Origin of the sequence: Devosia sp. CN2-171 (assembly GCF_049354815.1) — a bacterium.
GTDB lineage: Bacteria > Pseudomonadota > Alphaproteobacteria > Rhizobiales > Devosiaceae > Devosia_A.
Genome location: NZ_CP186479.1, coordinates 3984934 through 4008494, shown reverse-complemented (window position 1 = coordinate 4008494; position 23561 = coordinate 3984934). Strand labels below are relative to the sequence as shown.

The following is a 23561-nucleotide window of genomic DNA, read 5'->3' as shown; positions in this document are numbered from 1 at the left end:
GGCGAGCTCAGTTGTTCTTCTTCTGCGCCAGTTCGCGAATGGCCTCGGTCATGGCGATGAACGGATCGTCCCACACGCCGAAATGCTTCTGCCGGAACAGGCGGTGATGCGGATACCAGGGGCTGTCCTCGCGGTCGAGCATCCAGCGCCAATCGGGATGTTCCTTCAGCGCGACGAAGGTCTGGGTGCCGAAACCGCCAGTGACGTGGGCCAGCGAGGTATCTGTGGTGACGACGAGATCCACGTTCGCCAGCACCGCCAGCGTATCGAGGAACGCGTCCTTACCGGTATCGAAATCGTCGCCGAGCATCTGGATCTGGATGTGCTTGGGCACGTCGTCGAGCTGCTCGAGCCCGTGATTCTTTTGCATCGAGACGATGCGGACACCGGGGATTTCGGCAAAGCGCAGGAACTGCTTGAGCGGCGCGGAACGGCCCTCGTCGATCTTGCCCGACGGGTTGCCCTGCCAGTTGATGCCGATCTTGAAGCCGTGCTCGCCGATGCGCTCTTTCCACTTGGCCACGCGATCGGGCTCGGCAGTGAAGTACGGCACGTTGGCGGGAATGGTGTCGACGCGGGTGCCGAACTTGGCCGGCAGGCTCATCGTCGCGACCTGGTAGTCGAAGTCCTCCGGCTTGGCGTCGCCGTCGACGTAAGTGAGGCCCGGCGCCGCAGTCTGCAGCAGGGCACGCAGCATCGGGTAGCCATGGAACGCAACCGTGGCGCCGCGCTGCTGCAACAGCGGCAGGTAGCGCGCCATCTGGATATTGTCGCCCAGACCCTGTTCGCCGAACACGACAATGCGCTTGCCGCTGAGGTCCTCGCCGTTCCAAACAGCGATATCGGGGAACTTGCGCTGCACCCCTTCGGCCGACTTGTTGCGGTGCTCGTAGCCCTGCCAGCCCTGCTCGTAGTCGCCGAGATGCAGGTGGACGTTGCCGATATTGTAAAGGTGGTCCTTCTTGTCGGGCTCGAGCTCATAAGCCTTGCGGTAGTTCCACAGCGCGTCGTCCCAGCGGCGCAACCGGCCATAGGCGTGGCCGATATTGAGATAGCCGCCGGCCCAGTTGGGCGCGCGGGCGATCATCCGGTTATAGGCATCGAGTGCGTCCTGGGCCCGGCCGGCACCAGCCAGCGCGTTGCCGAGGTTGAGCAGCGCCATGTCGTCTTCCGGCCCGGACTGGAGGATCTGGTCGAAGCACTCCACCGCTTCGTCGTACTTGCGGCCACCGATCAGCGCCATGCCCAGGTTGAACATGGCTTCCTGGTGCTTTGGATGCCGCACCAGCACGTCCTTGGCCGTCTCGATGGCCTTCGGCCACTTTTCCAGCGCCAGATAGGACTGGGCCATTCGGTTATGCACTTCGGCAAAATCCGGCTGGATGCTGAGCGCCAGCTCGCAGGCGCGCACCGCATCCTGATGCTTGTTCATGCGCTGCAGCACCGCCGCCAGCGCATTGATGGTCTTGTAGTCCCGGCGCCGGTCCTTGAGCACCCCGGTGAAGGTGGCCGCAGCCTCGGCCAGCGCGCCGCGCGCCGCGTAAGCACTGCCCAGATTGATGCGGAACTGCGGGTGGCCGCCGCTGACCTCGACCGCCTTCTTGAAGCTGGCGATAGCGTCGTCCCAGCGCCCCATATTCGAGAATGCGTCGCCGCGCAGGTTATAGGCATCGGGCATGGTCGGCGCGAGTTCGATCAGTCGTTGCGCGTCCTCAAGGGCGCCGTCGAACTGCCGAAGGTGGACGCGCTGCACGCCACGGGTGCGCAGCAGATTCGCATTGTTGGGGTGCCGGGCCAGTCCCTTGTCGGTGACCGCAACGGCTTCCTCGTGCCGGCCCAGGGTCCCGAGCGCGGAGGCGAGATTGTTGATGATATCGGCAGCGTTGGGATCGAGCCGCAGCGCCTCGCGATACTCGGCCTCGGCCTCTTTGGCGAGGCCCCGCGCCAGCAGGGCATTGGCGAAATTGAAGGCGACACCGGCGTTGCGCGGATCTCGCTGTCGGACGGCCCGGTAAGCCTTATAGGCCTGGCCCTTGTCACCACGTTCCAGAAAAGAAAGCGCCGGGGCAAGGATCCCGCCCCGGAGCGCATTTACTGACGTCATCTCATACAACCCGTGATCTGACGCCGATCGTCAGATTAGAATTTGTACTTTATCCCGAGCTTCACAGAGCCGCCATCCAGAACCTGCGTCTGGTGACCGATGATGTCGCTGTCCTCGGACACCACATCGTACTCTGCCGTACCAAGGTTGAAGTACTCGGCCTCGCCGCTGATGATCCAGTGGTCGTCGAGCGCATGCTCGATACCGCCGCCAACCACGAAGCCGAACCTGGTCTCGCTGTTGGAACCGCTCCAGCTGGTCGTCGTCGGACCGCCAGGGCCATCGATCGTGAGCGTCGCCGAGGTTTCCTGCGTCACGCCAGCGACGGCGAGACCGCCCGTGGCGAAGAACAGTGTACGGTCGGCAGTGATACCGATGCGGCCCTTGATCGTCGCTAGCCAGTCGATCTGCGCACGGCCGGTAATCGTCTCGTTCCACTCGCCATTGGTCGAGTAGCTGACGACAGTCGTACCCGTCGCGAAGGTTGTCTCGTTGCTGGCCGTATATGTCGTGTTCGTCTCGGTGGTAATCGTACCCGTCGTCGAAGTAACCGTCGTCGTGTAGCTCGACGTCGTCGGGTACTCGATCGTGGTCGAGTCGTTGATCACGGTCGTCGTTTGGAAGGTAGTGAAAGTCGCCGTGTAGAGCGACGTCGTCGTAGTCGCGCCGCCGGTAACCGTAGTGGTGTTGGTGTAGGTCGAATAGCTGACCGACTCGGTCGTCAGGTACGTCGTGACGATCGTCGAGTAGTAGGTCGTGCCGTACGTGCTGGTGTACAGCGTATCGGTCGAAGACGTCGTGAAGGTTACGTCACCGCTCTCAACGAACGTGGCTTCCGATTTGAACGGGCCGCTGGTGATGCTGGCTTCGATACCGAACAGGAAGTTGTCCATCTGCTGGTTGAAGCCGACGCTGCCGAAGACACCGAAACCGGAAACCGCGCCCGGGAAGTCGGTGAGCGTGCCACCGCCGAGGATCGGCTCATAGCTGTCCGTGGTCACGCCGGGAGGAAGGATCGGGGTATTCCAGATCTCGTTCTCCGGGTCGTCCCACGACAGCGTGCCGCCATCGAAGCCGCCGCCGCCGGCAACGCCGACGCCAACGTAGAAGCCAGACCAGTCAAAAGCCTGAGCGTAAGCTGCCCCTGCTCCACCCATCAGGACGGTAGAGAAGGCAGTCGTTACGAGCAAAGCACGCCGCAAACGCATTTCGGATAACCCCCGGAAGAATCTCTCGATGCAAGGTAGCCATGTTCGAGAAACAATCTCAAGCGCCGCAGCCACATGTATGGCGAAATGTGGGTATCGTTGCGAATTGGCAACATAGGCAAGTGTCGCCGAGGTCTTGTGGAGTCGCTCTTCTAGCTTAGGCAAGCATAGAGCGCGCGGGGGTCTGCCGAGGACTCGGCGGCAAGACGTAACCGCGCCGAAGTACCGAAAAAATGCCAGTCCGACCCGAAATCCGGCCCCCGCCCCGTTTTCGGCCGGCCCCGGCCGAGTCTGGCGTCGCCGAATACCTCGACGTCCAAACACCAGCGCCGGCAAGCACTTGCCGTCGCAAGTCGGTGCCATCGGGCTCGGGCTAATGCCGTTCCTTGGTGGTGTGGAAAACAATCGCCGGGTAGTCGCGCTGAGCCCGGGCCAGCCACCAGGCCGACTGGGCGAGGTAGACCGGATCTCCATACTTGTCCTCGGCCATCTCCAGCTTGTTGGTGGAGATGAAGCGATCGAGTTCCTTCTTGTCGTCCGCCGTGATCCAGCGGGCCAGCTCGAAATTGATCGCCTCGAAGCTGATCGGGACATTGTATTCGGAGTTGATTCTCGACTGCAGCACTTCGAGCTGAAGTTGCCCCACCACGCCGACGATATAGTCGGCGCCGACCATGCGGCGGAAGATCTGTGCAACGCCTTCTTCGGCCAGATCGGACAGGGCCTTGGCCAGTTGCTTGGCCTTCAGCGGGTCCGTGAGTCGGACGCGCCGGATGATTTCGGGCGCAAAGTTCGGAATACCCGTCACCTTGATCTGCGCACCCTCGGTGAGCGTATCGCCCACGCTCAGCGCGCCATGGTTGGGAATGCCCACGATGTCGCCGGCCACCGCCTCTTCAGCCAGTTCGCGGTCGTGGCCAAAAAAGAACATCGGGTTGGAGACGGCCATGTCCTTGCCCGTCCGCACGTTCTTTAGCCGCATGCCGCGCTTGAAGGTACCCGAACTCAGCCGGACAAAGGCGATTCGGTCGCGGTGATTGGCGTCCATGTTGGCCTGCACCTTGAACACGAAGCCCGAAACCTTCGGGTCGTTCGGCTCGATCGGCTTCGGCTCCGCCGGCTGCGGCCGCGGTTCCGGCGCCCAGGTGCCGAGCGCCGTCAGCATCTCGGGCACGCTCACCGATTTCAGCGCCGAACCGAAGATCACCGGCGTCAGGTGGCCGGCGAGATAGATCTCGTGGTCGAACTCAGGGAAGCCGGCGCGTGCCAGCTCGAGGTTCTCGAGGCTGGCCATGATCACCGGGTCCATGGCGAACTCGTTGTCGCGGCTCAGGTCCTCGACCTTGCTGAACGTCTTCCACACCTCGCCGTTCGGCCGCTTCACCACGCCCGCCGTCAAGTCGACGATGCCCTTGAAGTCGACGCCGCCGCCCAGCGGCCACACCACCGGCGACACGTCGAGCGCCAGCGTCGAGGCGATCTCGTCGAGAATCTCGACCGGGTCCTTGCCCTCGCGATCCACCTTGTTGGCGAAGGTGATGATCGGGATGTCGCGCAGCCGGCACACCTCGAACAGTTTCAGCGTCTGCGCCTCGATGCCCTTGGCGACGTCGATCACCATGATCGCCGCGTCGACAGCCGTGAGCGTGCGGTAGGTGTCCTCGGAGAAGTCCGAATGGCCGGGCGTATCGAGCAGGTTGAAGGTCAGCCCCAAGTGCTCGAAGGTCATCACCGACGAGGTGATCGAGATGCCACGCTGCCGCTCGATCTCCATCCAGTCCGAACGCGTCGCCCGCTGGTTGGCCCGATGCCGCACCTGCCCCGCCTGCTGGATGGCGCCCGACGACGCGAGCAGCTTTTCGGTCAGCGTGGTCTTGCCGGCGTCCGGGTGCGAGATGATCGCGAAGGTCCGGCGCGTCTGGTAGGGCAAGAGTTTGGCGGCCGGCGCGGCCGAAGTCAGGGCGGTCATGGCAACAATCGGGATGAGGGAAGCCGGTACATAGTCGTTTGCGGCCCGATTGCAAAGCGGGCCGGCGCGCTGCCGGCCGGCCTGCCTTGCTGGCTCCCGCCGGGCGGCGGGGAGACCTGGATCACAGCGCCATGCGGCAGACGACCGGCACGGTGTATGCCGTGTTGTCGTTGTGCGGCTCGATCCCGCCACCCGACTCGTGCTTGCCCTTCTTGTTGTGGGCCTTCGAGTCGGCGAAGGCGGTGAAGTAGACGAACGCCAGCGCCTGGGTCTTGCGGTCATTGGCCAGGACCTGCGCCTTGGTCTTGCCCGCTGCGACCATCTTCTTGAGGTTGGCGTCGCACGCTTCCTTCGGCGTGGTCATCCACTTGACCTCACCAGGCTTGGCCCAGAATTCATGGCTCTTGCCATAGACGTCCCAGCCTTCCGACTTGCCTACGTCCTTCTGGAAGAAGGTAACGCCCTTCAGCCCGTGGATCGCGACCTTCCAGACACGATTCTGGCCGCTAGCCTTGGCGAACACACGAACCATGAACTTGTGCTTGGCCGGCTCGGAGCCGGTATAGCCATTGGCGTTGGAGCTGACATAGATCGGCGCCAGGTCGATGCCCTCCGACACGATATCGACCTTCGCCATGTTGCTGCCCGCCTGTGCCGGAGCAATTGCCAGCAACGGCAGGGTAGCGAAAGCGAGTGTGATGATGGCCAGCTTCGAAAAGCGACCAAGATGAGTTCCGCCAAGCATGATTTTCTCCCTCGAGCGGTTTCAGTGATTGGGGAGTTCATGCCGGACTGGCTGTGAACCCGCGGTGGCGCGGGCATTCAGCGGGGATTAATGCAAGAACCCCGGTCCGGACAAAAAGGAACGGCCGCCCCCGGGGGGAGCGGCCGTTCGTTGTCCATGCTTGGACAGCAAGCTTAGAACTTGAAGTTCACGCCGGCAGTAAGCGCGTGAGTGGTGAGCGACAGGTCGGTATCGGTCACGAGCTCGTAGGTCGCGCTGCCATAGTCCGAGTAGCGGTACTGCAGGTCGACCGACAGGTTCTCGGTCGCGGCCACTTCGACACCGCCACCGGCGGTCCAGCCGAAGTGCATCTGGCCGCTCTCGTTGCCCGCCTCGTTGGCGGTGACGCCGGCAACGGCCACACCGGCCGTGAGGTAGGGCATGAACATGCCGCCGTCGAAGCCGGCACGGCCACGCAGCGAGCCCGTCCAGTTCACGTCGACATCGAGGTCGGTCGGAGCCGGCTCGTAGCCGCTCATGTTCGACCAGGCGACATCGCCGGCAGCGCCGAGGACGAAGCCCGGGGCAACGGTGAAGTTGGCGCCGAGCGTGGCGCCGACGAGGAAGCCGTCAGCGGCTAGCTTGTCGTCGTCGAGCAGGAAGCCGCCGTCGTCGTCGAGGACGGTGCCCCAGCCATAGCCGAGGAAGCCGCCGATATAGGCGCCGTCCCAGCCGCCGGCCGGGCTGGAATAGCCGCCGCCATAGTTCGGGGCGGGAGAATTGACGAGCAGGTCGGCCGCCTGCGCACCCGAAACAACGGAAAGCACAGCCACGCCGGCCAGCAAAGTGAGAGAGAAACGGTTCATGATGTGCCTCCAAAAAACACGAGGGAACACGGGGTTGGTGCCCGCATGAATCGAATCCAAATTGCAAACAACTGGTTTACGCGGCGGTAACCGTCAGGGTTTGGTTAACACTTGGTTGGTCGGGTTGGTTAACGCGGGGGACGGGCAAAGGACCGAAGCTCTTCGTAGCCGGCAATTTCACCCGCAAGTCCGGGACTAAGCGCTCGCCGCTGCTTCAGCCGCCATGGTGGCCTCGTAGGCCACCTGCATCTTTGCGAAGGCCGATACCTCGGGCTGCGGTGCGCCCAGGTGGATATGCCGCAACTCATCCATGAACTCGGACCAGAGTTGCGGGCCGCCGTCTTCGAGGACTTGCGCACCCGTTGCGAGATCCGCCGCCGGGCGCGTGTGACGCAACCCCCAGCTGCCCATGACGGCCATCAGCGGGACCAGTTCGATCGCCTTCTCCGTCAGGCTGTAGACAACCCGCTGCTTGTGGCCTGGGTCTGCACAGCGCGTCAGAAGACCGTTGGCCGTCAGGCGCTTGAGGCGGTCCGCGAGAATGTTGGACGCAATCCCCTCGATGCTTTCCGTAAGATAGGACCGAAAGGTGCGGCGCCGGCCACCGAACATGCTGTCGCGCAGGATGATCAGGCTCCAGCGGTCGCCGAAGGTTTCCAGCGTGTTGTTGATCGGGCATCCCGCGCGTCGGTAACTCATCGCATCCATCCGCCAAAACCGGTTGCAAAATAGGGGTGGTTTCTGCCTCAGGCGCACTGTTAGCACAGTGCCCGGCGCAAACGAACGCGGTCCTTTCGGATCGCCGCCGATCGAGGAACCAGCGCATGGCCAGACTCATATTCGGATTGATGCAGTCGATCGACGGCTATGTCTCCGGCCCTGAAGGCGGGCCCGGATTGCCGATGCCGGATGACGTGCTGACCGGCCACTTCAGCGAGCAATTGCGCGGGTTCACCGGCAGCCTCTACGGCCGGCGCATGTACGAGATCATGCGGTATTGGGACGGAAAAGAGGCGGATCAGGACGAGGCCGGGCGCGAGTTCGCGGCGGCCTGGCGGGCGAAGCCGAAATGGGTCGTCTCCCGCACCCTGAAGTCGGTCGGGCCGAACGCAACGCTGGTGGACGGCGATCTCGAAGGCTTCGTCAGGGCACTGAAGGCCGAGCACGAGGGCGATGTCGAAGTCGCGGGACCCGAGCTGGCGGCAGGCCTGGCTGAGCTCGGCCTGCTCGATGAGTACCAGCTCTACATCTGCCCGGTGGTGCTGGGTGGCGGCACGCCCTTCTTCCACCGCCCCCGGCCGCCGCTTCGGCTCGTCGCCAGCGAACGGATCGGCGCTGACACAATCAAGCTGACCTACATTCCCGCCTGAGCCCGCGGGGGCAAGAAAGAAGGGCCGCCCTGAGGCGACCCTCCCCGATTTCGCTGGTTGTCGAAGAAGTCCTTTGCCCTCAAAGGGCTAGAAGCCTTCGATCAGGCCAGAGGCTGCTCCGAACTGCCGGAGACTCCAAGACCCTTCGAAACCATCGATTTCTTGTGAGACATTGGATCACCTCCTTCGTGCTGGTTGAACATGACGCTAACGTGGCCCCGTTTGGCGCCGATGACAAGGGCCCGCGCGCAACAGTCACAGATGAACCGCACGCGGTGGGTGGGTTGCCCGCGCGCGACACCGGCGCACGAAAAACCCCGCCGCGGCTTGCGCCGGGCGGGGCCTGAAATTACCGCGATCGAGTGATCGCGGACCGGATCAGAACCGGAAGTTCACGCCGGCGGTGACCGCGTGCGACTTCAGGGCGAAGTCGTAATCGGTGCCGTTCAGGTCGTACGAGGCCGAGCCGAAGTCGCTGTAGCGGTACTGCACGTCGAGCGAGATGTTGTCGGCAACGGCGAACTCAACGCCCGCGCCGGCGGTCCAGCCGGTGTGGACCTGGGTGTCCGAGTAGTCGTTGGTCGTGTCGGTGACGGTGTTGTTGGCAAAAGCCACACCGGCGGTCACGTAGGGCAGGAACGCACCGGCGTCGATGCCGAGACGACCGCGGACGCTACCGGTCCAGTCGGTGTTGTATTCGACACCGTCGGTGGTGTTCTCGCCGTTGATGTCGGACCACGCCACGTCGGCGACGATACCGGCGACCAGCGCCTCGGAAACCGTGAAGTTGTAACCGGCGGCCACGCCAGCCTGCCAGCCTTCACCTTCGTACTCGGTGTCGGCGCCGGCGAGGAAGTAGTTGTCCTCGTCGGTGAGGGTGCCCCAGCCGTAACCGGCGAAAGCGCCGACGAACAGGCCGTCCCAGTTACCCGAGGTGTCGACGATGCCGACGGGAGCCGGGGCCGGCTCCGAGATGATGAGGTCGGCAGCGGAGGCTGCGGAAACCAGAGATACACCGGCCACACCGGCCAGCAGAGCGATTGCAAAGCGATTCATAAGAGTCTTCTCCAAGAGAGGGAGCCTGTCCCGTGAGAGCAGGTGGGCTGTCGCCTAGACCCAAACAATGGCGAAAGCGACCTTTCCGATCCCGGAAAGTGTCTCTGGCAAGGCTCTTGGAGGGAGTCGTAGCTTTCGCGCCACACCTGTCCCTGGGGTGGCAATTTCAAGGCGCAAATGGGGAATTTTAGAGAAATCAACCCCGCCCGGCGAACCGGACGGGGCTGACTTTGGAAACTTGGCGGCGATCAGAAGTGGAAGTTGACGCCAACCTTGAAGGTCGTGAACGACACGGAGTTGTCGTAGTAGGTCACGCCGTTGTCGAAGTCGGTGTCGGTCGCGGCGAGATCATGGAACAGCACTTCGCCCTTGAGCGATACGTTGTCCGTGACCAACGCCTCGGCGCCAACACCGGCGACCCAGCCGAACCGCGTATCGGTGACCGTGTCGGTATCGCCGCTCCAGTCGTCATCCACCCACTGCGAGACGCTGGCGAAGGCCACACCGGCCGTTGCGTAGAGCAGGATGGAGTCGAAGGCGAGACCGGCGCGAGCCCGCAGCGTGCCGACCCAGTCAACATCGGTGTAGACCCAGTCGTCGCTGATGTCAGAGCTGTCGCCCGAGATATCGGCCCACGAGATGTCACCCTCGATACCGAGCACGAAGCTATCCATCTGGAAGTTGGCGCCAGCCTGGACGCCGCCCAGCCAACCGGAAAGATCGTAGGACTCGTCGAAGTAATCCCAGAAGTCGTCGTATTCGCCATCTTGGGTGCCCCAGGCGCCGCCGACGCTGGCGCCGATGTAAGCGCCGTTCCAATCGCCGACATCTACGATGCCGATCGGAGCTTCCGGCTCTTCAATGATCAGGTCCGCAGCGTATGACGCGGATGCCAGACCAAAGGTGAGGGCCGTAGCCGCCAATAGAGAAGTCGTGAGTCTCATGTTTGCCTCCTACACGTTGGACGACAATCAACCATGCGGACGCCCGGGAATCGAGCGGATTCCGCCCAGTAATCGCCGTGATCCACGAAGTGTTGCTCCGATGCATCAACCGACGTCGCCGTCCGCTCGGAAGAATCTTCGTGGCAACTCAAGACAGTATCGTCGGTGAATACCAAAACATACGCATACGTTTACGGCGCCGTGAACTGAGGCGCGACTTGGGCAGGCGGGGCGGCGATTGCCGCAAATGGCCCCCCCCGCGGTCCCGGCGATTTGATCTGTGCCATGAAGCACCGACTTGCGGCCCGCTGAAAAGCAGAGCCCCCGGCCGCCGTATGGCGCCAGGGGCTCGTTTGTTCGGATGGTGGGTGCGACAGGGATTGAACCTGTGACCCCCGCCGTGTGAAGGCGATGCTCTCCCGCTGAGCTACGCACCCATCCTCGGGGCCGCCGTGGGGCGGAATTCGGTGCCGGAAAGTGCCGGCGGCTGAAGGACTTGATGGTCCTTCTGGCAAGGGATGGTGGGTGTAACAGGGATTGAACCTGTGACCCCTACCATGTCAAGGTAGTGCTCTCCCGCTGAGCTATACACCCATCACTTCGCCATCAACGCCGAGCGCTGCCCGCCGTTGCGAGCGGGGATAGACCATAAAACCGCTTTGTGGGTCAAGGGTCAATTCCGGGGTGGGGAAAAGGCCCGGAAACAGGCCGGAATCTGCTCCGATCAGGCCGCCAGCAGCCGCTCGACCTCATGCACCAGGTCCTTGAGGTGGAAGGGCTTCGACAACACCGAGGCATCCTTGGGCGCGTCGGTATCGGGGTTGAGCGCCACCGCGGCAAAACCGGTGATGAACATCACTTTGAGGTCCGGATCGAGTTCGGTGGCGCGCCGCGCCAGCTCGATCCCGTCCATCTCCGGCATGACGATGTCGGAGAGCAGCAGCGAGAACGGCTCCTCGCGCAGCCGCTCGTAGGCGGACTTGCCATTGTCGAACGAAACCACGTCGTAGCCCGCCGTCTTCAGGGCCCGCGTGAGGAACTGGCGCATGTCGTTGTCGTCTTCGGCCAGCAGGATACGCTTCATCATGTCCTCGTTCGGTCCCGTCCCCAGCATTCTGCCGGCAATCTAGTCCGTGATGTTTAATGCAAGTTTTCTCGATCCGAAACGGGTACCGCCGAAGTGTGAACATCCACCCTTCGGGCTTATGGACAATCGCAAGGCGGCGCGGCAGAGTGACGCTATGTGACAGCGCTTCGGCGCTGAAGGAGACCAGGTGCAGTCCGACTATTGGGACAGGCCAGCTTTCGAGACCATCCGGCCGCGCCGGATGATGGCCCCGCTGGTATTTAACTCTGCCCATTCCGGCCGCGACTACCCGCAGCGCTTCCTCGACATGACCCGGCTCGACCACCTGTCGATCCGGCAGTCTGAGGATGCCTTCGTCGACGAACTGTTCGCCCGCGCCCCACACCTCGGTGCCCCACTGATCCGCGCGCACTTCCCGCGCGCCTATCTCGATGTGAACCGCGAGCCGTGGGAACTCGACCCGACCATGTTCGTCGAGCCGCTATCCGAGCGGTTCAACACCACCAGCCCGCGCGTCGCGGCGGGGCTCGGCACGCTCGCCCGGGTGGTGGCCGAGAACAAGCCGATCTATCGAGAGCGGCTGACACTGGACGATGCGCGCATGCGCATCGAGGGCATCTACCAGCCGTATCATGCCACCCTGCAGCGGCTCCTGACCGAGGCGCACAGCGCTTTCGGCCTCGCCGTGCTGATCGATTGCCACTCGATGCCGCGCCTGTCGCGGTCGGGTGACCGGCTCGGCCCCGATATTGTTCTCGGCGATCGCTATGGCACCACCTGCTCGCCGCTCCTCGCCGATGTCGCCGAGATGATCTTTGCCGGCGCCGGCCTCCGCGTCGCCCGCAACCGCCCCTATGCTGGCGGCTTCTGCACCCGCACTTACGGCCGCCCGCAGCACGGCGTCCACGCTCTGCAGATCGAGATCAGCCGGCACCTCTACATGAACGAGGTGACGCTCGAGAAAAACGAGGGCTTCGCCGCCATGCGCCAGCTCGTCGACCGGCTGCTGGCCACGCTGATCGGCCTCGACACCGCCGTGTTGGTCCCGGCGGTTCCCGCGGGGGAGAGATACGCGGCGGAGTAGCCGATGCTGCGCGGAACAGCAGTCGCCCGACACAGACTCGGTGTCATCGCTGCGAAGGCAGGATTCATCTCACCGCCCGCGCCAGCCGATGGTTGGATCCTGCCTTCGCAGGGACGACAGCCGGTAGGACGCAGAAATATCGGAGAAGCACGCCCCCAGAAAAACGGGCCGCCGGAGCGGCCCAGTCAAGGGAGGAAACGATTGGCAGCCAGTCACCTAGGCCCAAGTCGCGGCGAAGGTTTCGAGCCGCCCATCCATCATGCACCTACCGGATTGAACTGATTTGCCTCCCAGAACAAGGCAAGCAAAAGTCATCAACAGGGAATCTGGGGCTCTGTTGCAAAAATGACTCATGACTGTCACACACTATTCGGCGCGGACAGTGATACATCGCAGCTAATGTGCTGTGAAACATAAACAAAAGCTGGCGCGGGGGCCGACATGACCGATACTTCTCTTGGCGGGCTAGACACCGAACTGGTGCGCCGCACGCTGCTCGATGCGGCCGAAATTGCGGCAGAGCGCACCCTGCCCCGCTTCCGCTCGGGCCTCGCCGTCGACAATAAGCTCACCGACGGCTTCGACCCGGTCACTGAGGCCGACCGCGAAGCCGAACGCGCCATCCGCGAACTGCTCGGCGCCCGTTTCCCCGAACACGCCATTATCGGCGAGGAGTGGGACGACAAGGAGGGCAGCGGCCGCTTCGCCTGGATCATCGATCCGATCGACGGCACCCGCGCCTTCATCACGGGCGTCCCCGTCTGGGGCACGCTTGTCGGCCTCACCGTCGACGGCGAGGCGGTGGCAGGCCTCATGGCCCAGCCCTTCACCGGCGAGATCTACCTGAGCCTCCCGGGCGAGGCGAGCTACTACCGCGCCTTTGACAAGGAGCCGCTGCGCACCTCGAAGGTGACCGAGCTCAAGCATGCCAAGCTCACCACCACCTCACCCGACCTATTCGAGCGCGACGGCCTCGTCGAGCCTTGGAACCGGCTGCGGAAAAAGGTGCTGACCACCCGCTACGGCCTCGATTGCTATGGCTATGCCCTGATGTCTGCCGGCCATATCGACCTCGTGGTCGAAGCCGGCCTCAAGGATGTCGACATCTGCCCGCTGATCCCGCTGATCGAGAATGCCGGCGGTGTCATCACCACCTGGGACGGCGGCCGCGCCGAGCGGGGCGGCAACTGCGTTGCGGCGGCAACACCGGAACTGCATGCCGAGGCGATGGCGGTGCTGCGGCGCTGATCATGCCGAGCCGGGCCTACGAGCTTTTCCTTGAGGCGATGCGCCAGCGGCAGCAGGTCACCTGCACCTATCGCGGCAAGCGGCGGGAACTCTGCCCGATCATTCTCGGTCACACCGGCGGAGCGGAGAAGGCCCTGACGTTCCAGTTCGCCGGCGAAAGCTCCACCCAGCCTCCGCCGGGTGGAGAGTGGCGCTGCCTGACGCTTGCCGATGTCGGCAGTGTTGAACTGCGGGATGGCTCCTGGCATGCGGGTGCGGGACACAGCCTGGCCCAGACCTGCGTCACCGAGGTCGACTACGACGTCAATCCGCAGAGCCCTTACGCTCCACGCTATCGGCTCTAGCGCTTAGGTGCTCTGCTCGGTCACGAACGCATCGAACGCCGCGAACACCTGGCCGCGGATCGAGTCGTTTTCCATGAACATCTCATGCCGGGCGCCTGGCACGACCAGGTGCCGCCCGCTTCGCATCCGCAGCCCCAGTGTTTCGATCGCGTGGGTCGAGACGATCTCGTCCTGTGCGGCCGCGAGCATCAGCACCGGGATGCGGACGGCACCGGGGAACTCGTCGGTCGCCGCGCCCGCCATGGCCGCGAAGGCCGAGGCAGCCCAGCGCAGGGTGGGCGAACCGATGATCAGGTCAGGCCGCGCCTTCAGCGCTTCGCTGCTGCGGGTGAAGCGCCTGACGTCGGAAGTCAGCGGGTTGCCGGCAAAACTCTGCTCGGTCTGTGCCTTGTCGCCGCGCCGGCCGATGGGCAGCCGCCCGAGCCCGAGATTGGCGAGCGTGCCGGTCAATCGCGCCATGCCGGCCATGCTGAGCGGTTGGCGATCGAGCCCGACCATCGGCGCCGAAAGGAAGATGCGCTCGAACATCATGCGATCGCGGATGCCGGCGTAAAGGCTCGCGAGCCCGCCCATCGAATGGCCGACGAGATAATAGGGCGCCGGGCAATCGGGTAGAAGCACCGAGGCGTGGAAGGACCTGAGATCCTGCCAGTAGTCGTCGAACCGTCTGACATAGCCGAGCCGCGGATTGCCGATCAACCGCTGGCTGCCGCCCTGCCCGCGCCAGTCGAAGGTGGCGACGGCAAAGCCGCGCGACTGGAAATCGGCGACGGTCTCAAAGTACTTCTCGATGAACTCGCAGCGCCCCTGCACGAGGCAGATCGTGCCTCGCGGCGCCCCCGGCCCCTTGGCAAAGGTGGCATAGCGCAACCGCACCTTGTCGGCGGTCTCAAAATACCCGACGCGCGCCCCCTCCGGCACCGGATTGGATGGCACTACGGCCAGGGAGGGTCCGCTGGGGTCGACAATGGCGTTCATGCGCGATTCCGTGGGCTCGTCCCTGCTCTTACTGGATTCCTGCCCGCCGGACCATTGCGGCGCACGCTGAGAAAACAGAAAAGCCAGCGCCTCGTTCGAGGCACTGGCTTTCCTGTGATGGCCGCCTTGCGGGGGGCGGGTGAAGGCGGCTCATTCGGTGTGCTCTGCAGCAGACAGTAAGCACAGTCCCGCTTATAGGACCGACCGTCTGAACCGGTATTGATTGGCACATTCATCTTCGGTTCATCGAGCTGAACAGGCCCCTTGAACCCCGCCATTCACTCCCTAAATCAATGCTGTTCGCCGGGGATGCCCCCGGGAACCGGGACACCCGGGAATGCTGTTTGCCCAATTGGGGAGCATGCATGGGACACCCGAAAGCCACGTTGCTCAAAAGGAGAATGTGAAATGGCTGCCTACGATTTTTCCCCCTTCTATCGCTCGACCGTCGGCTTCGACCGCGTCTTCAATCGCCTCGACGCCCTCGTCGGCCAGGAGGCCAAGTCCTACCCTCCCTACAATATCGAGAAGACCGGGACTGACTCCTTCCGCATCTCGATCGCCGTAGCCGGCTTTGCCGATGGCGACATCGCCATCGAGACCAAGGAGAACAACCTCGTCGTGAAGGGCGCCAAGGCTCCTGAGGGCGAGGACAAGAATCGCGAGTTCCTGCATCGCGGCATTGCCGAGCGCGCTTTCGAGCTCCGCTTCCAGCTGGCTGACTATGTCGAGGTCGCCGGTGCGAACCTCGAGAACGGCCTGCTCCACATCGAGCTGAAGCGCGAGATCCCCGAGAGCAAGAAAGCCCGCCAGATTCCGATCGCGGCCGGCACTAAGACGATCGAGGACAAGTCGGTCAACTAACCTACCGTCACGAACGTCCTGGGAAACAACCGGGCGGTCTGTTGACCAGGGAGACGGAACAGGGGCGTGGTTCGAAAGAACCGCGCCCTTTTCATTTGCACGAAACTGTACGGCGGGCGCTCACTTGCCGGAATGACCCGAGGATGCTGTTCTAGCTGAAGTTCTTCCGGAGCGTCGCCATGCAGAGATCGACTGCCGCAGTCGCCGTTGCTTTTCTTGCCCTGTCGCTATCCGCCGCGCAGGCCCTTGCCGCCGAAATCCGCTGCGGCTGGTACTGGAACCCCACCCCCGGCAACCTGTGGCTGATGGACAAGGATGCCACCTGGACCATCACCTCGCAGGGCGATGCCGACGGCGAGGGCGCTAAGGGCATCGAGAATGCGCCCGATTTCGATGACAAGCAGTTCGACGAAACCAACAACCCGGGCAGCGGCTACGGTTATGGCTGCGCCTGCATGAGCGTCACCACGGACAAGGCGACCGAACGCATCACCGAGATCTTCTCGGGTGACACCAAGCCCCTCGCCACCTGCGAGGCGGACAAATCTCTACCCAAACCGCAGGATTGAACCGGCGTCACTTGAAGGACCCAACCCTGATCGCTGCCCAGTTGCGTGAGCCACCTCGATTAGCGGCCGTACGGGCACCGAGAGATGGACAGCCGACAACCACTGGCGCTACCAAGACGCGACCGACTTCGGGGGCCTGCCGATGATCGTGCTTACGCAGATGCCGCTCTGGCTGTCCGGCCTGTTGCTGGTGGTGATCCCCACCGTGCTCGCCATGGCCATGATCTTCCTGATCCGCCGCGCCGCGCCGCTCGAACTGCTGAGCGGGAACAATGAGGTCGCGGGCTTCAAATTTGCCGTGGTCGGCGTGCTCTGCGCCGTGCTTCTCGCCTTCGCGGTCATCGTCGTCTGGGAACGCTTCAGCGAGACCGAGGGCCAGGTGGCGACCGAAGCCGGTGCCTCGGCGACGCTGTATCGGCTCGCCGACGGCCTTGCCCCGCCCGCAGGTCCCGCCATCCACATCGCCATCACCGGGTATCTCGAAAGCGTCGTCGGCGAGGAATGGCCGGCCATGGAGCGCGGCGAGGAGAACGCCGGCACCACCCGTACGCTCGACAGCCTCTATGCGACGGTTCTCGCCCTGCAGCCGGCCAACGATCGCGAAAGCGCCGTCCTCGAAGCGATGCTGACCCAGCTCAACATCCTGACCGAAGCCCGCCGCGCCCGCCTCGTCGCCACGGTGGGCATCGTGCCCGGCGTGCTGTGGGTGGTGCTGTTCGGCGGCGCCGTGGTCACCATCGGCTTCACGTTCTTTTTCGGCGCCCGCAGCGTCCGCGCCCAGTCGCTGATGACCGGCATCCTCGCCCTGCTGATCTGCTCGGGCCTGCTGGTCATCGTCGCCATCGAATATCCCTTCACCGGCGACGTATACGTTTCGCCGGAGTCTATCGTGAAGGTGCTGGATGACTTGAAGGGAAGCTGAAGCGCGGGGCCTACTTCCGCGTCCCTGCCCTTGCGTTGCCGTCATGCGGGCCGAGCACATGCTTCGGGGCATCGTCCCAGGCCCGGTTGCGGCGGCGGAAGACAGCCATGCGCTCGGCGTGGAGCGGATAGTAAAGCTGGTTGCCCTCGACCTGGTGCTCACCAACGATCAAGAGGTGAACGTCGGAATCGGAGTTGTTGAGGAAACTGTGGGCGATGCCCGTGCCGGCAAGGAAACCGACGCCGTCACCAGGGTTGAGCGGGTGCAGCACGCCGTCGATCCAAACATCCGGCGTACCCTGCAGAACGTAGACAAACTCCTCCTCTTTGCTTTCGGCATGCGGGTGCGAAGAGCGGTTTCCCGGCGGAAGAATCTCGAGGTTGATGCCGATCCGCTCGAGCCCGAAGTGCGGGCCGAAGCGGGCGCCCTCGCCTTGCATGCCTTCAGGAGCACGCTCGTGCGGCTTCAGCAGTTCGCTGTAATGCGCGATGAACGGCGGACGCTTCGTTTCGGCCATGCCCTGCTCCTCCAAGCGGACGCACATTGCCGAACACCGACGGCATTGTCGACGGCTCCGCCGGGTTTCATCCGCCGAAACCACGGAGATGTCTCGTGAATCCTCCCCACGGACCCGGCGCGACCTCGGAGGAGAACCGCGCGGTCTCCTATCATCCCGAGGCCTGCTTCAGGCCAGGCCCACCGATTTCCCATGGCTTCCGGGCCTGCATTTCCTATACTTTGCCTATTCCGCATCTCCCAAGTCCTACGCCCATCTGTCACAAGACGGCAAAAAAGTGTCCCTTGCCGCTTGCTCGCAGTTTGGAATTATGCAAATGTAGGCTTGATAGGACAGTACGTCTGTCCAATTTCGTGAGCGGCCGGTCTCCCCGGATGCGTTTCACACGCCGATCCGGCTGGACCGCTTGTCGATAGCGGAAACGGAGGGGTGGGGCCTTATCGAGCCCGAATGAGCGGCCATTTGGATGCAGAGCCGCTCCCCACTAAAGGATTGCGCACTCGGATTCGAGCCGTACACTGAGGGGTACGACTGGGGGCCGAAGGCGCGTCGAAAGGAACTCACACCGGAGACTGGTTCTCCGGCCATGAAGACGACTGCAACAGAGGACTTTGCAAATGGCTGACGCACGGAACGGATCGATGTCACATCCCGTCACGGAAACCGCCATTCGCAAAAACGACGGCTACCGCACCGACCTACCTACAGGCGTAATGCGCCCGCAGGCCGAGGGTCTCTATGACCCGATGCGCGAGATCGATGCCTGCGGCGTCGGCTTCATCGTCAACATGAAGAACACCCCGAGCCAGAAGATCGTCCAGAACGGTCTCGCCATCCTCGAGAACCTCGAGCATCGCGGTGCCGTGGGCGCCGACCCGCTGATGGGCGACGGCGCCGGCATCATGGTGCAGATCCCGCACAAGTTCTTCGCCAAGGAGAGCGCTCGCCTCGGCTTCCACCTGCCCGAGAAGGGCCGCTATGCCGTCGGTTTCATCTTCATGCCGCAGGACGCTGACCTGCGCCTCAAGATGGAACGCGTCGTCAACAAGGTGATCGAGGACGAGGGCCAGACCGTCATCGGCTGGCGCGACGTGCCATCCGACAACTCGTCGCTGAGCAAGGACCCCGAGATCGTCGCCACCGAGCCCTGCCACCGCCAGGTGATCATCGGCCGCGGGGACGGTGTCGAGGACGAAGAGGCGTTCGAGCGCAAGCTTTATGTCATCCGCAAGGTGATGAGCTCGAAGATCTTCTCGGCCTTCGAAGGCAAGCCGAACGACTTCTATATCGTGTCGATGAGCTGCCGGACCCTGGTCTATAAGGGCATGTTCCTTGCCGCCCAGCTTGGCGCCTATTATCAGGACCTGCACGACCCGGACTTCGAGTCCGCGCTCGCACTCGTCCACCAGCGCTTCTCGACCAACACCTTCCCATCCTGGCGGCTGGCGCACCCCTACCGGTTCGTCTGCCACAACGGCGAAATCAACACCGTGCGCGGCAACGTCAACTGGATGGCGGCCCGGCAGGCTTCCGTCTCGTCGCCGCTGTTCGGCGCCGATATTCAGAAGCTGTGGCCGATTTCCTATCCCGGCCAGTCGGATACGGCCTGCTTCGACAACGCGCTCGAGTTCCTGATCCGCGGCGGCTATTCCCTGCCCCACGCGGCGATGATGCTCATCCCCGAGGCCTGGGCGGGCAACCCGCTGATGGATGAGGACCGCAAAGCCTTCTACGAGTATCACGCTGCGCTGATGGAGCCGTGGGACGGCCCGGCCGCCATGTGCTTCTCGGACGGCATCCATATCGGCGCGACGCTCGACCGCAACGGCCTGCGTCCGGCCCGCTATCTCGTCACCGAGGACGATGAAGTCGTCATGTCGTCGGAAGCCGGCGTGCTGCCGATTCCGGCGGCGAAGATCAAGAAGAAGTGGCGCCTGCAGCCGGGCAAGATGCTGCTGATCGATTTGAAGCAGGGCCGCATCGTCTCCGACGAGGAGATCAAGGCTGAGCTCGCGACCGCACGTCCCTACAAGCAGTGGCTGGGCCGTACCCAGATCGTGCTCGAGGAACTGCCGGCCGTGCATTTCGAGCCCAAGACCTCGGACGTGCCGCTGCTCGATCGCCAGCAGGCCTTCGGCTACACCCAGGAAGACCTGAAGCTGATCCTGCCGCCCATGGCCGCCACCGGCCAGGAAGCGGTCGGCTCGATGGGCACCGATACGCCGATTTCAGCGCTCTCGAACAAGTCCAAGCTGCTCTATTCCTACTTCAAGCAGAACTTCGCGCAGGTGACGAACCCGCCGATCGACTCGATCCGCGAAGAGCTGGTGATGAGCCTCGTCTCGTTCATCGGGCCGCGGCCGAACGTGCTCGACCTCACCGGCGGTAACAGCCGCCAGCGACTCGAAGTGCGCCAGCCGATCCTGACCAACGAGGATCTCGAAAAGATCCGCGCCATCGGCGGCATGGAGGACAACCCGTTCCGTTCCAAGACGCTGGACATTACCTATCCGGTGTCGGAAGGCGCCGACGGGATGAAGAAGGCGCTCGACCAGCTGTTCTCGGATGCCGAGATGGCCGTCCACTCGGGCGACAACATCATCATCCTGTCGGACCGCGCCATGAGCCGCGAGCGGGTGGCGATCCCTGCCCTGCTGGCGACCGCCGGCATCCACCATCATCTGATCCGCAAGGGTCTGAGGACGTCGGTGGGTCTCGTGGTCGAGACGGGCGAAGCGCGCGAAATCCACCATTTCTGTGCTCTCGCCGGCTATGGCGCCGAGGCGATCAACCCCTATCTCGCGTTCGAAACGCTGGCCGCCATGAAGGGCGACCTGCCGGGCGAACTCGATGCGGACGAGATCATCTACCGCTACATCAAGGCGATCGGTAAGGGCATCCTGAAGGTCACGGCCAAGATGGGCATCTCGACCTATCAGTCCTATTGCGGCGCGCAGATCTTCGACGCGGTCGGCCTCTCGACTGACTTCGTCTCGACCTACTTCACCGGCACTGCGACGACCATCGAAGGCGCCGGCCTCAAGGAGATCGCCGAAGAGACGGTGCTGCGGCACCAGGAAGCCTTCGGCAACTCGCCGGTGCTCGAGGACGTGCTCGATATCGGCGGCGACTATGCCTTCCGCCAGCGCGGCGAAGCCCATGTCTGGCGCTCCGAAACCGTCGCGAACCTGCAGCACGCCGCCCGTGGCAACGCCCGCGACAAGTACCGCGAGTTCGCCCGCCTCGTGAACGAGGTCGAGGACAAGTACGTCACCATCCGCTCGCTTTTCCGCATCAAGAAGGCGGACGAAGAAGGCCGTGCACCGGTTTCGCTCGATCAGGTCGAGCCGGCGGTCGAGATCGTCAAGCGCTTCTCGACCGGCGCCATGTCCTATGGCTCGATCTCGCTCGAGGCCCACACGACACTCGCCGTCGCGATGAACCGCATCGGCGGCAAGTCGAACACCGGTGAAGGCGGCGAGGAGCCGGATCGCTTCAAGCCGCTGCCCAACGGCGACAGCAAGCGCTCTGCCATCAAGCAGGTGGCCTCGGGGCGGTTCGGCGTGACGACGGAATATCTCGTCAACTCCGACATGATGCAGATCAAGATGGCGCAGGGTGCCAAGCCCGGCGAAGGCGGCCAGTTGCCCGGCGACAAGGTCAACGAGACCATCGCCAAGGTGCGTCACTCGACCCCGGGCGTCGGCCTCATCTCGCCGCCGCCGCATCACGACATCTATTCGATCGAAGACCTGGCCCAGCTGATCTTCGATCTGAAGAACGTCAACCCGACGGGCCAGGTGTCGGTGAAGCTCGTCTCGGAAGTCGGCGTCGGCACCGTTGCCGCCGGCGTTGCCAAGGCGCGCGCCGACCATGTCACCATCTCGGGCTACGAGGGCGGCACGGGTGCATCCCCGCTGACTTCGCTCAAGCACGCCGGCTCGCCCTGGGAAATCGGCCTCGCCGAGACCCAGCAGACGCTGGTGCGCAACAAGCTCCGCAGCCGTATCGCGGTGCAGGTCGACGGCGGTGTCCGCACCGGCCGTGACGTGGTGATCGGCGCCCTGCTCGGTGCCGATGAGTTCGGCCTCGCCACCGCGCCGCTGATAGCAGCCGGCTGCGTGATGATGCGCAAGTGCCACCTCAACACCTGCCCGGTTGGCGTCGCCACCCAGGACCCGGTGCTGCGCGCGCGCTTCACCGGCAAGCCCGAGCACGTCATCAACTACCTCTTCTTCGTCGCCGAGGAAGTGCGCGAGCTGATGGCCGAGATGGGCTATACGAAGTTCGAGGAAATGGTCGGGCAGATGCAGATGCTCGACAAGACCGAGGCCATCACCCACTGGAAGGCCAAGGGGCTGGATTTCTCCAAGCTCTTCCACAAGCCGTTCGCGGCCGAAGGAGTGGGTATCACCCACACCGAAGGCCAGAACCATCCGATCGACAAGGTGCTCGACCGCCGGCTCATCGCCGCTGCCCAACCCGCGCTCGATCACGGCACCCCGGTCAAGATCGTCGAGGCCATTACCAGCGTCGATCGCTCGGCCGGCGCCATGCTCGGCGGTGCGGTGGCCAAGCGCTATGGCCACGCAGGCCTCGCGGAAGACACCATCGCGATCTCGCTGACCGGCACAGCCGGCCAGGCCTTCGGCGCCTGGGCCGCGCGCGGCATCTCCATCGACCTCGTCGGTGAGGCCAACGACTACGTGGGCAAGGGCCTCTCCGGCGCGCGCCTCGTCGTCCGGCCGCCGGAAGAGCGTGGCTACGTGCCCGAGGACTCGATCATCATCGGCAACACTGCCCTCTATGGCGCCATCACCGGTGAGTGCTACTTCCGCGGTGTCGCCGGCGAACGTTTCGCTGTCCGCAACTCCGGCGCCATCGCGGTTGTCGAAGGTACCGGCGACCACGGCTGCGAGTACATGACCGGCGGCGTTGTCGTCGTGCTGGGCAAGACCGGCCGCAACTTCGGCGCCGGCATGTCCGGCGGCGTAGCCTACGTCCTCGACGAGGACGAGAGCTTCGAAAGCCGCTGCAACATGGCGATGGTCGAGCTGGAGCCGGTCGTCGAAGAGGAACGCCTCAATGGCCGCGACTTCGGCCACCACGGCGACCTCGAAACCATGGGCGTGGTCGAGATCCTGCACGACCTGCAGCGTCGCGATGCCGAGCGGCTCTATCAGCTGATCCTGCGCCACAAGAGCTTCACCGGCTCGTCGCGCGCCAACCATATCCTCTCGAACTGGGACGAGTACCTGCCCAAGTTCCGCAAGGTCATGCCGACCGAGTACCGCAAGGCACTCCAGAGGATGGAAAAGGCCCGTGAGGCGGCGCAGCAGGTGGCGGCGGAATGAACGTGATGACACGCAACGCACTAAGCGCTGGCTTGCTGCTGGCGGCCGCCTTCGCCGGTTCTCCGGCGCTGGCCGCTGGCAAGTACCACGTGATCGAACTGACCTTCGAGTCGCGCTGGGGCAAGCCGATCGTGCTGCATTTCATGCCGCCCGGAGGCTTCAGCGCGAAAGCCTGCAAAGCATCGTTGCAGCCAGCGATCGCAGAGTTCAGCCCCAACCTGAACAAGGCATTCGAGAAAAACTACGGCACCGGCGTAGAGGGCTGGAGAAAGGCCAAGTTCATCAAGGGTGAGTGCCCTGGGCTGGATAGCCCCGGCGGGCAACTTTTCAAGTTGAAGCTTTCAGGACAGTAG

20 protein-coding genes and 2 tRNA genes are annotated in these 23561 nt (G+C 63.7%); 9 read left to right on the top strand and 13 right to left on the bottom strand.

All coding sequences use genetic code 11. The features are described from left to right. Positions 1-7 precede the first annotated feature (7 nt). From ACOYW5_RS19880 to ACOYW5_RS19855, 6 genes are all read right to left on the bottom strand, one after another. Positions 8-2104 carry a tetratricopeptide repeat protein gene (locus ACOYW5_RS19880; protein WP_423066611.1) on the bottom strand — a complete coding sequence of 699 codons (2097 nt, stop codon included), beginning with the start codon at positions 2102-2104 and terminating at the stop codon, positions 8-10. Positions 2105-2139: 35 nt separating this feature from the next. Beyond that, the gene (locus ACOYW5_RS19875) at positions 2140-3294 is read right to left on the bottom strand and encodes an outer membrane protein (protein WP_423066610.1); all 1155 of its coding nucleotides are present in this window, start codon (positions 3292-3294) and stop codon (positions 2140-2142) included. A gap of 391 nt (positions 3295-3685) precedes the next feature. Continuing rightward, positions 3686-5281, bottom strand: coding sequence for a peptide chain release factor 3 (locus ACOYW5_RS19870; RefSeq protein WP_423066609.1), 1596 nt, complete (start codon positions 5279-5281; stop codon positions 3686-3688). Between the two features lie 121 nt (positions 5282-5402). Beyond that, positions 5403-6026, bottom strand: coding sequence for a hypothetical protein (locus ACOYW5_RS19865; protein ID WP_423066608.1), 624 nt, complete (start codon positions 6024-6026; stop codon positions 5403-5405). A 173-nt stretch (positions 6027-6199) separates the two neighbouring features. After that, a complete protein-coding gene (locus ACOYW5_RS19860; RefSeq protein ID WP_423066607.1) occupies positions 6200-6871 on the bottom strand; it encodes an outer membrane protein in 672 nt (223 codons plus the stop codon). A 195-nt stretch (positions 6872-7066) separates the two neighbouring features. After that, positions 7067-7570 carry a winged helix-turn-helix transcriptional regulator gene (locus ACOYW5_RS19855; protein ID WP_423069513.1) on the bottom strand — a complete coding sequence of 168 codons (504 nt, stop codon included), beginning with the start codon at positions 7568-7570 and terminating at the stop codon, positions 7067-7069. A 125-nt stretch (positions 7571-7695) separates the two neighbouring features. Between ACOYW5_RS19855 and ACOYW5_RS19850 the strand changes: the two genes are divergently transcribed. Beyond that, positions 7696-8241, top strand: a complete 546-nt coding sequence (locus tag ACOYW5_RS19850; protein WP_423066606.1) for a dihydrofolate reductase family protein — start codon at positions 7696-7698, stop codon at positions 8239-8241. A 378-nt stretch (positions 8242-8619) separates the two neighbouring features. Here the strand turns inward: ACOYW5_RS19850 and ACOYW5_RS19845 are convergent, their stop codons facing one another. From ACOYW5_RS19845 to cpdR, 5 genes are all read right to left on the bottom strand, one after another. Further along, positions 8620-9297 (bottom strand): outer membrane protein, encoded by a 678-nt coding sequence (locus ACOYW5_RS19845; RefSeq protein WP_423066605.1) that lies wholly within the window; start codon positions 9295-9297, stop codon positions 8620-8622. 248 nt (positions 9298-9545) lie between these two features. Beyond that, entirely contained in the window at positions 9546-10241 is a 696-nt protein-coding gene (locus ACOYW5_RS19840) for an outer membrane protein (protein WP_423066604.1), read from the bottom strand. 362 nt (positions 10242-10603) lie between these two features. After that, positions 10604-10678 (bottom strand) — tRNA-Val (locus ACOYW5_RS19835). A gap of 82 nt (positions 10679-10760) precedes the next feature. Next, positions 10761-10835, bottom strand: a tRNA-Val gene (locus tag ACOYW5_RS19830). Positions 10836-10965: 130 nt separating this feature from the next. Then, positions 10966-11325 carry a cell cycle two-component system response regulator CpdR gene (cpdR, locus tag ACOYW5_RS19825; RefSeq protein WP_423069512.1) on the bottom strand — a complete coding sequence of 120 codons (360 nt, stop codon included), beginning with the start codon at positions 11323-11325 and terminating at the stop codon, positions 10966-10968. Positions 11326-11569: 244 nt separating this feature from the next. Here cpdR and ACOYW5_RS19820 point away from each other — a divergent pair, with 244 nt between their 5' ends. The 3 genes from ACOYW5_RS19820 (at position 11570) to ACOYW5_RS19810 (ending at position 14004) form a co-directional block, all read left to right on the top strand. Further along, the gene (locus ACOYW5_RS19820) at positions 11570-12412 is read left to right on the top strand and encodes an N-formylglutamate amidohydrolase (RefSeq protein WP_423069511.1); all 843 of its coding nucleotides are present in this window, start codon (positions 11570-11572) and stop codon (positions 12410-12412) included. 441 nt (positions 12413-12853) lie between these two features. Next, on the top strand, positions 12854-13660 hold the full coding sequence (gene hisN, locus ACOYW5_RS19815) for a histidinol-phosphatase (RefSeq protein ID WP_423066603.1): 807 nt from the start codon (positions 12854-12856) through the stop codon (positions 13658-13660). Positions 13661-13662: 2 nt separating this feature from the next. Continuing rightward, complete coding sequence (locus tag ACOYW5_RS19810) at positions 13663-14004, top strand: hypothetical protein (RefSeq protein WP_423066602.1); 342 nt, start codon at positions 13663-13665, stop codon at positions 14002-14004. A 3-nt stretch (positions 14005-14007) separates the two neighbouring features. On the opposite strand, the gene ACOYW5_RS19805 is transcribed toward ACOYW5_RS19810, so the two are convergent. Continuing rightward, positions 14008-14982 carry an alpha/beta fold hydrolase gene (locus tag ACOYW5_RS19805; protein WP_423066601.1) on the bottom strand — a complete coding sequence of 325 codons (975 nt, stop codon included), beginning with the start codon at positions 14980-14982 and terminating at the stop codon, positions 14008-14010. 408 nt (positions 14983-15390) lie between these two features. Between ACOYW5_RS19805 and ACOYW5_RS19800 the strand changes: the two genes are divergently transcribed. From ACOYW5_RS19800 to ACOYW5_RS19790, 3 genes are all read left to right on the top strand, one after another. Next, complete coding sequence (locus tag ACOYW5_RS19800) at positions 15391-15846, top strand: Hsp20 family protein (RefSeq protein ID WP_423066600.1); 456 nt, start codon at positions 15391-15393, stop codon at positions 15844-15846. A 179-nt stretch (positions 15847-16025) separates the two neighbouring features. Continuing rightward, the gene (locus tag ACOYW5_RS19795; RefSeq protein ID WP_423066599.1) at positions 16026-16415 is read left to right on the top strand and encodes a DUF4087 domain-containing protein; all 390 of its coding nucleotides are present in this window, start codon (positions 16026-16028) and stop codon (positions 16413-16415) included. Positions 16416-16557: 142 nt separating this feature from the next. Further along, positions 16558-17337, top strand: coding sequence for a DUF4239 domain-containing protein (locus ACOYW5_RS19790; protein ID WP_423066598.1), 780 nt, complete (start codon positions 16558-16560; stop codon positions 17335-17337). Positions 17338-17347: 10 nt separating this feature from the next. Here the strand turns inward: ACOYW5_RS19790 and ACOYW5_RS19785 are convergent, their stop codons facing one another. Beyond that, entirely contained in the window at positions 17348-17854 is a 507-nt protein-coding gene (locus ACOYW5_RS19785; protein WP_423066597.1) for a cupin domain-containing protein, read from the bottom strand. A gap of 713 nt (positions 17855-18567) precedes the next feature. Here ACOYW5_RS19785 and gltB point away from each other — a divergent pair. Both gltB and ACOYW5_RS19775 read left to right on the top strand, forming a co-directional pair. Beyond that, positions 18568-23208: a glutamate synthase large subunit gene (gltB, locus tag ACOYW5_RS19780; RefSeq protein WP_423069510.1), complete on the top strand. Its 4641-nt coding sequence runs from the start codon at positions 18568-18570 to the stop codon at positions 23206-23208. Next, positions 23205-23561 (top strand): hypothetical protein, encoded by a 357-nt coding sequence (locus ACOYW5_RS19775; protein ID WP_423066596.1) that lies wholly within the window; start codon positions 23205-23207, stop codon positions 23559-23561. Before gltB ends, ACOYW5_RS19775 begins: the two co-directional genes overlap by 4 nt.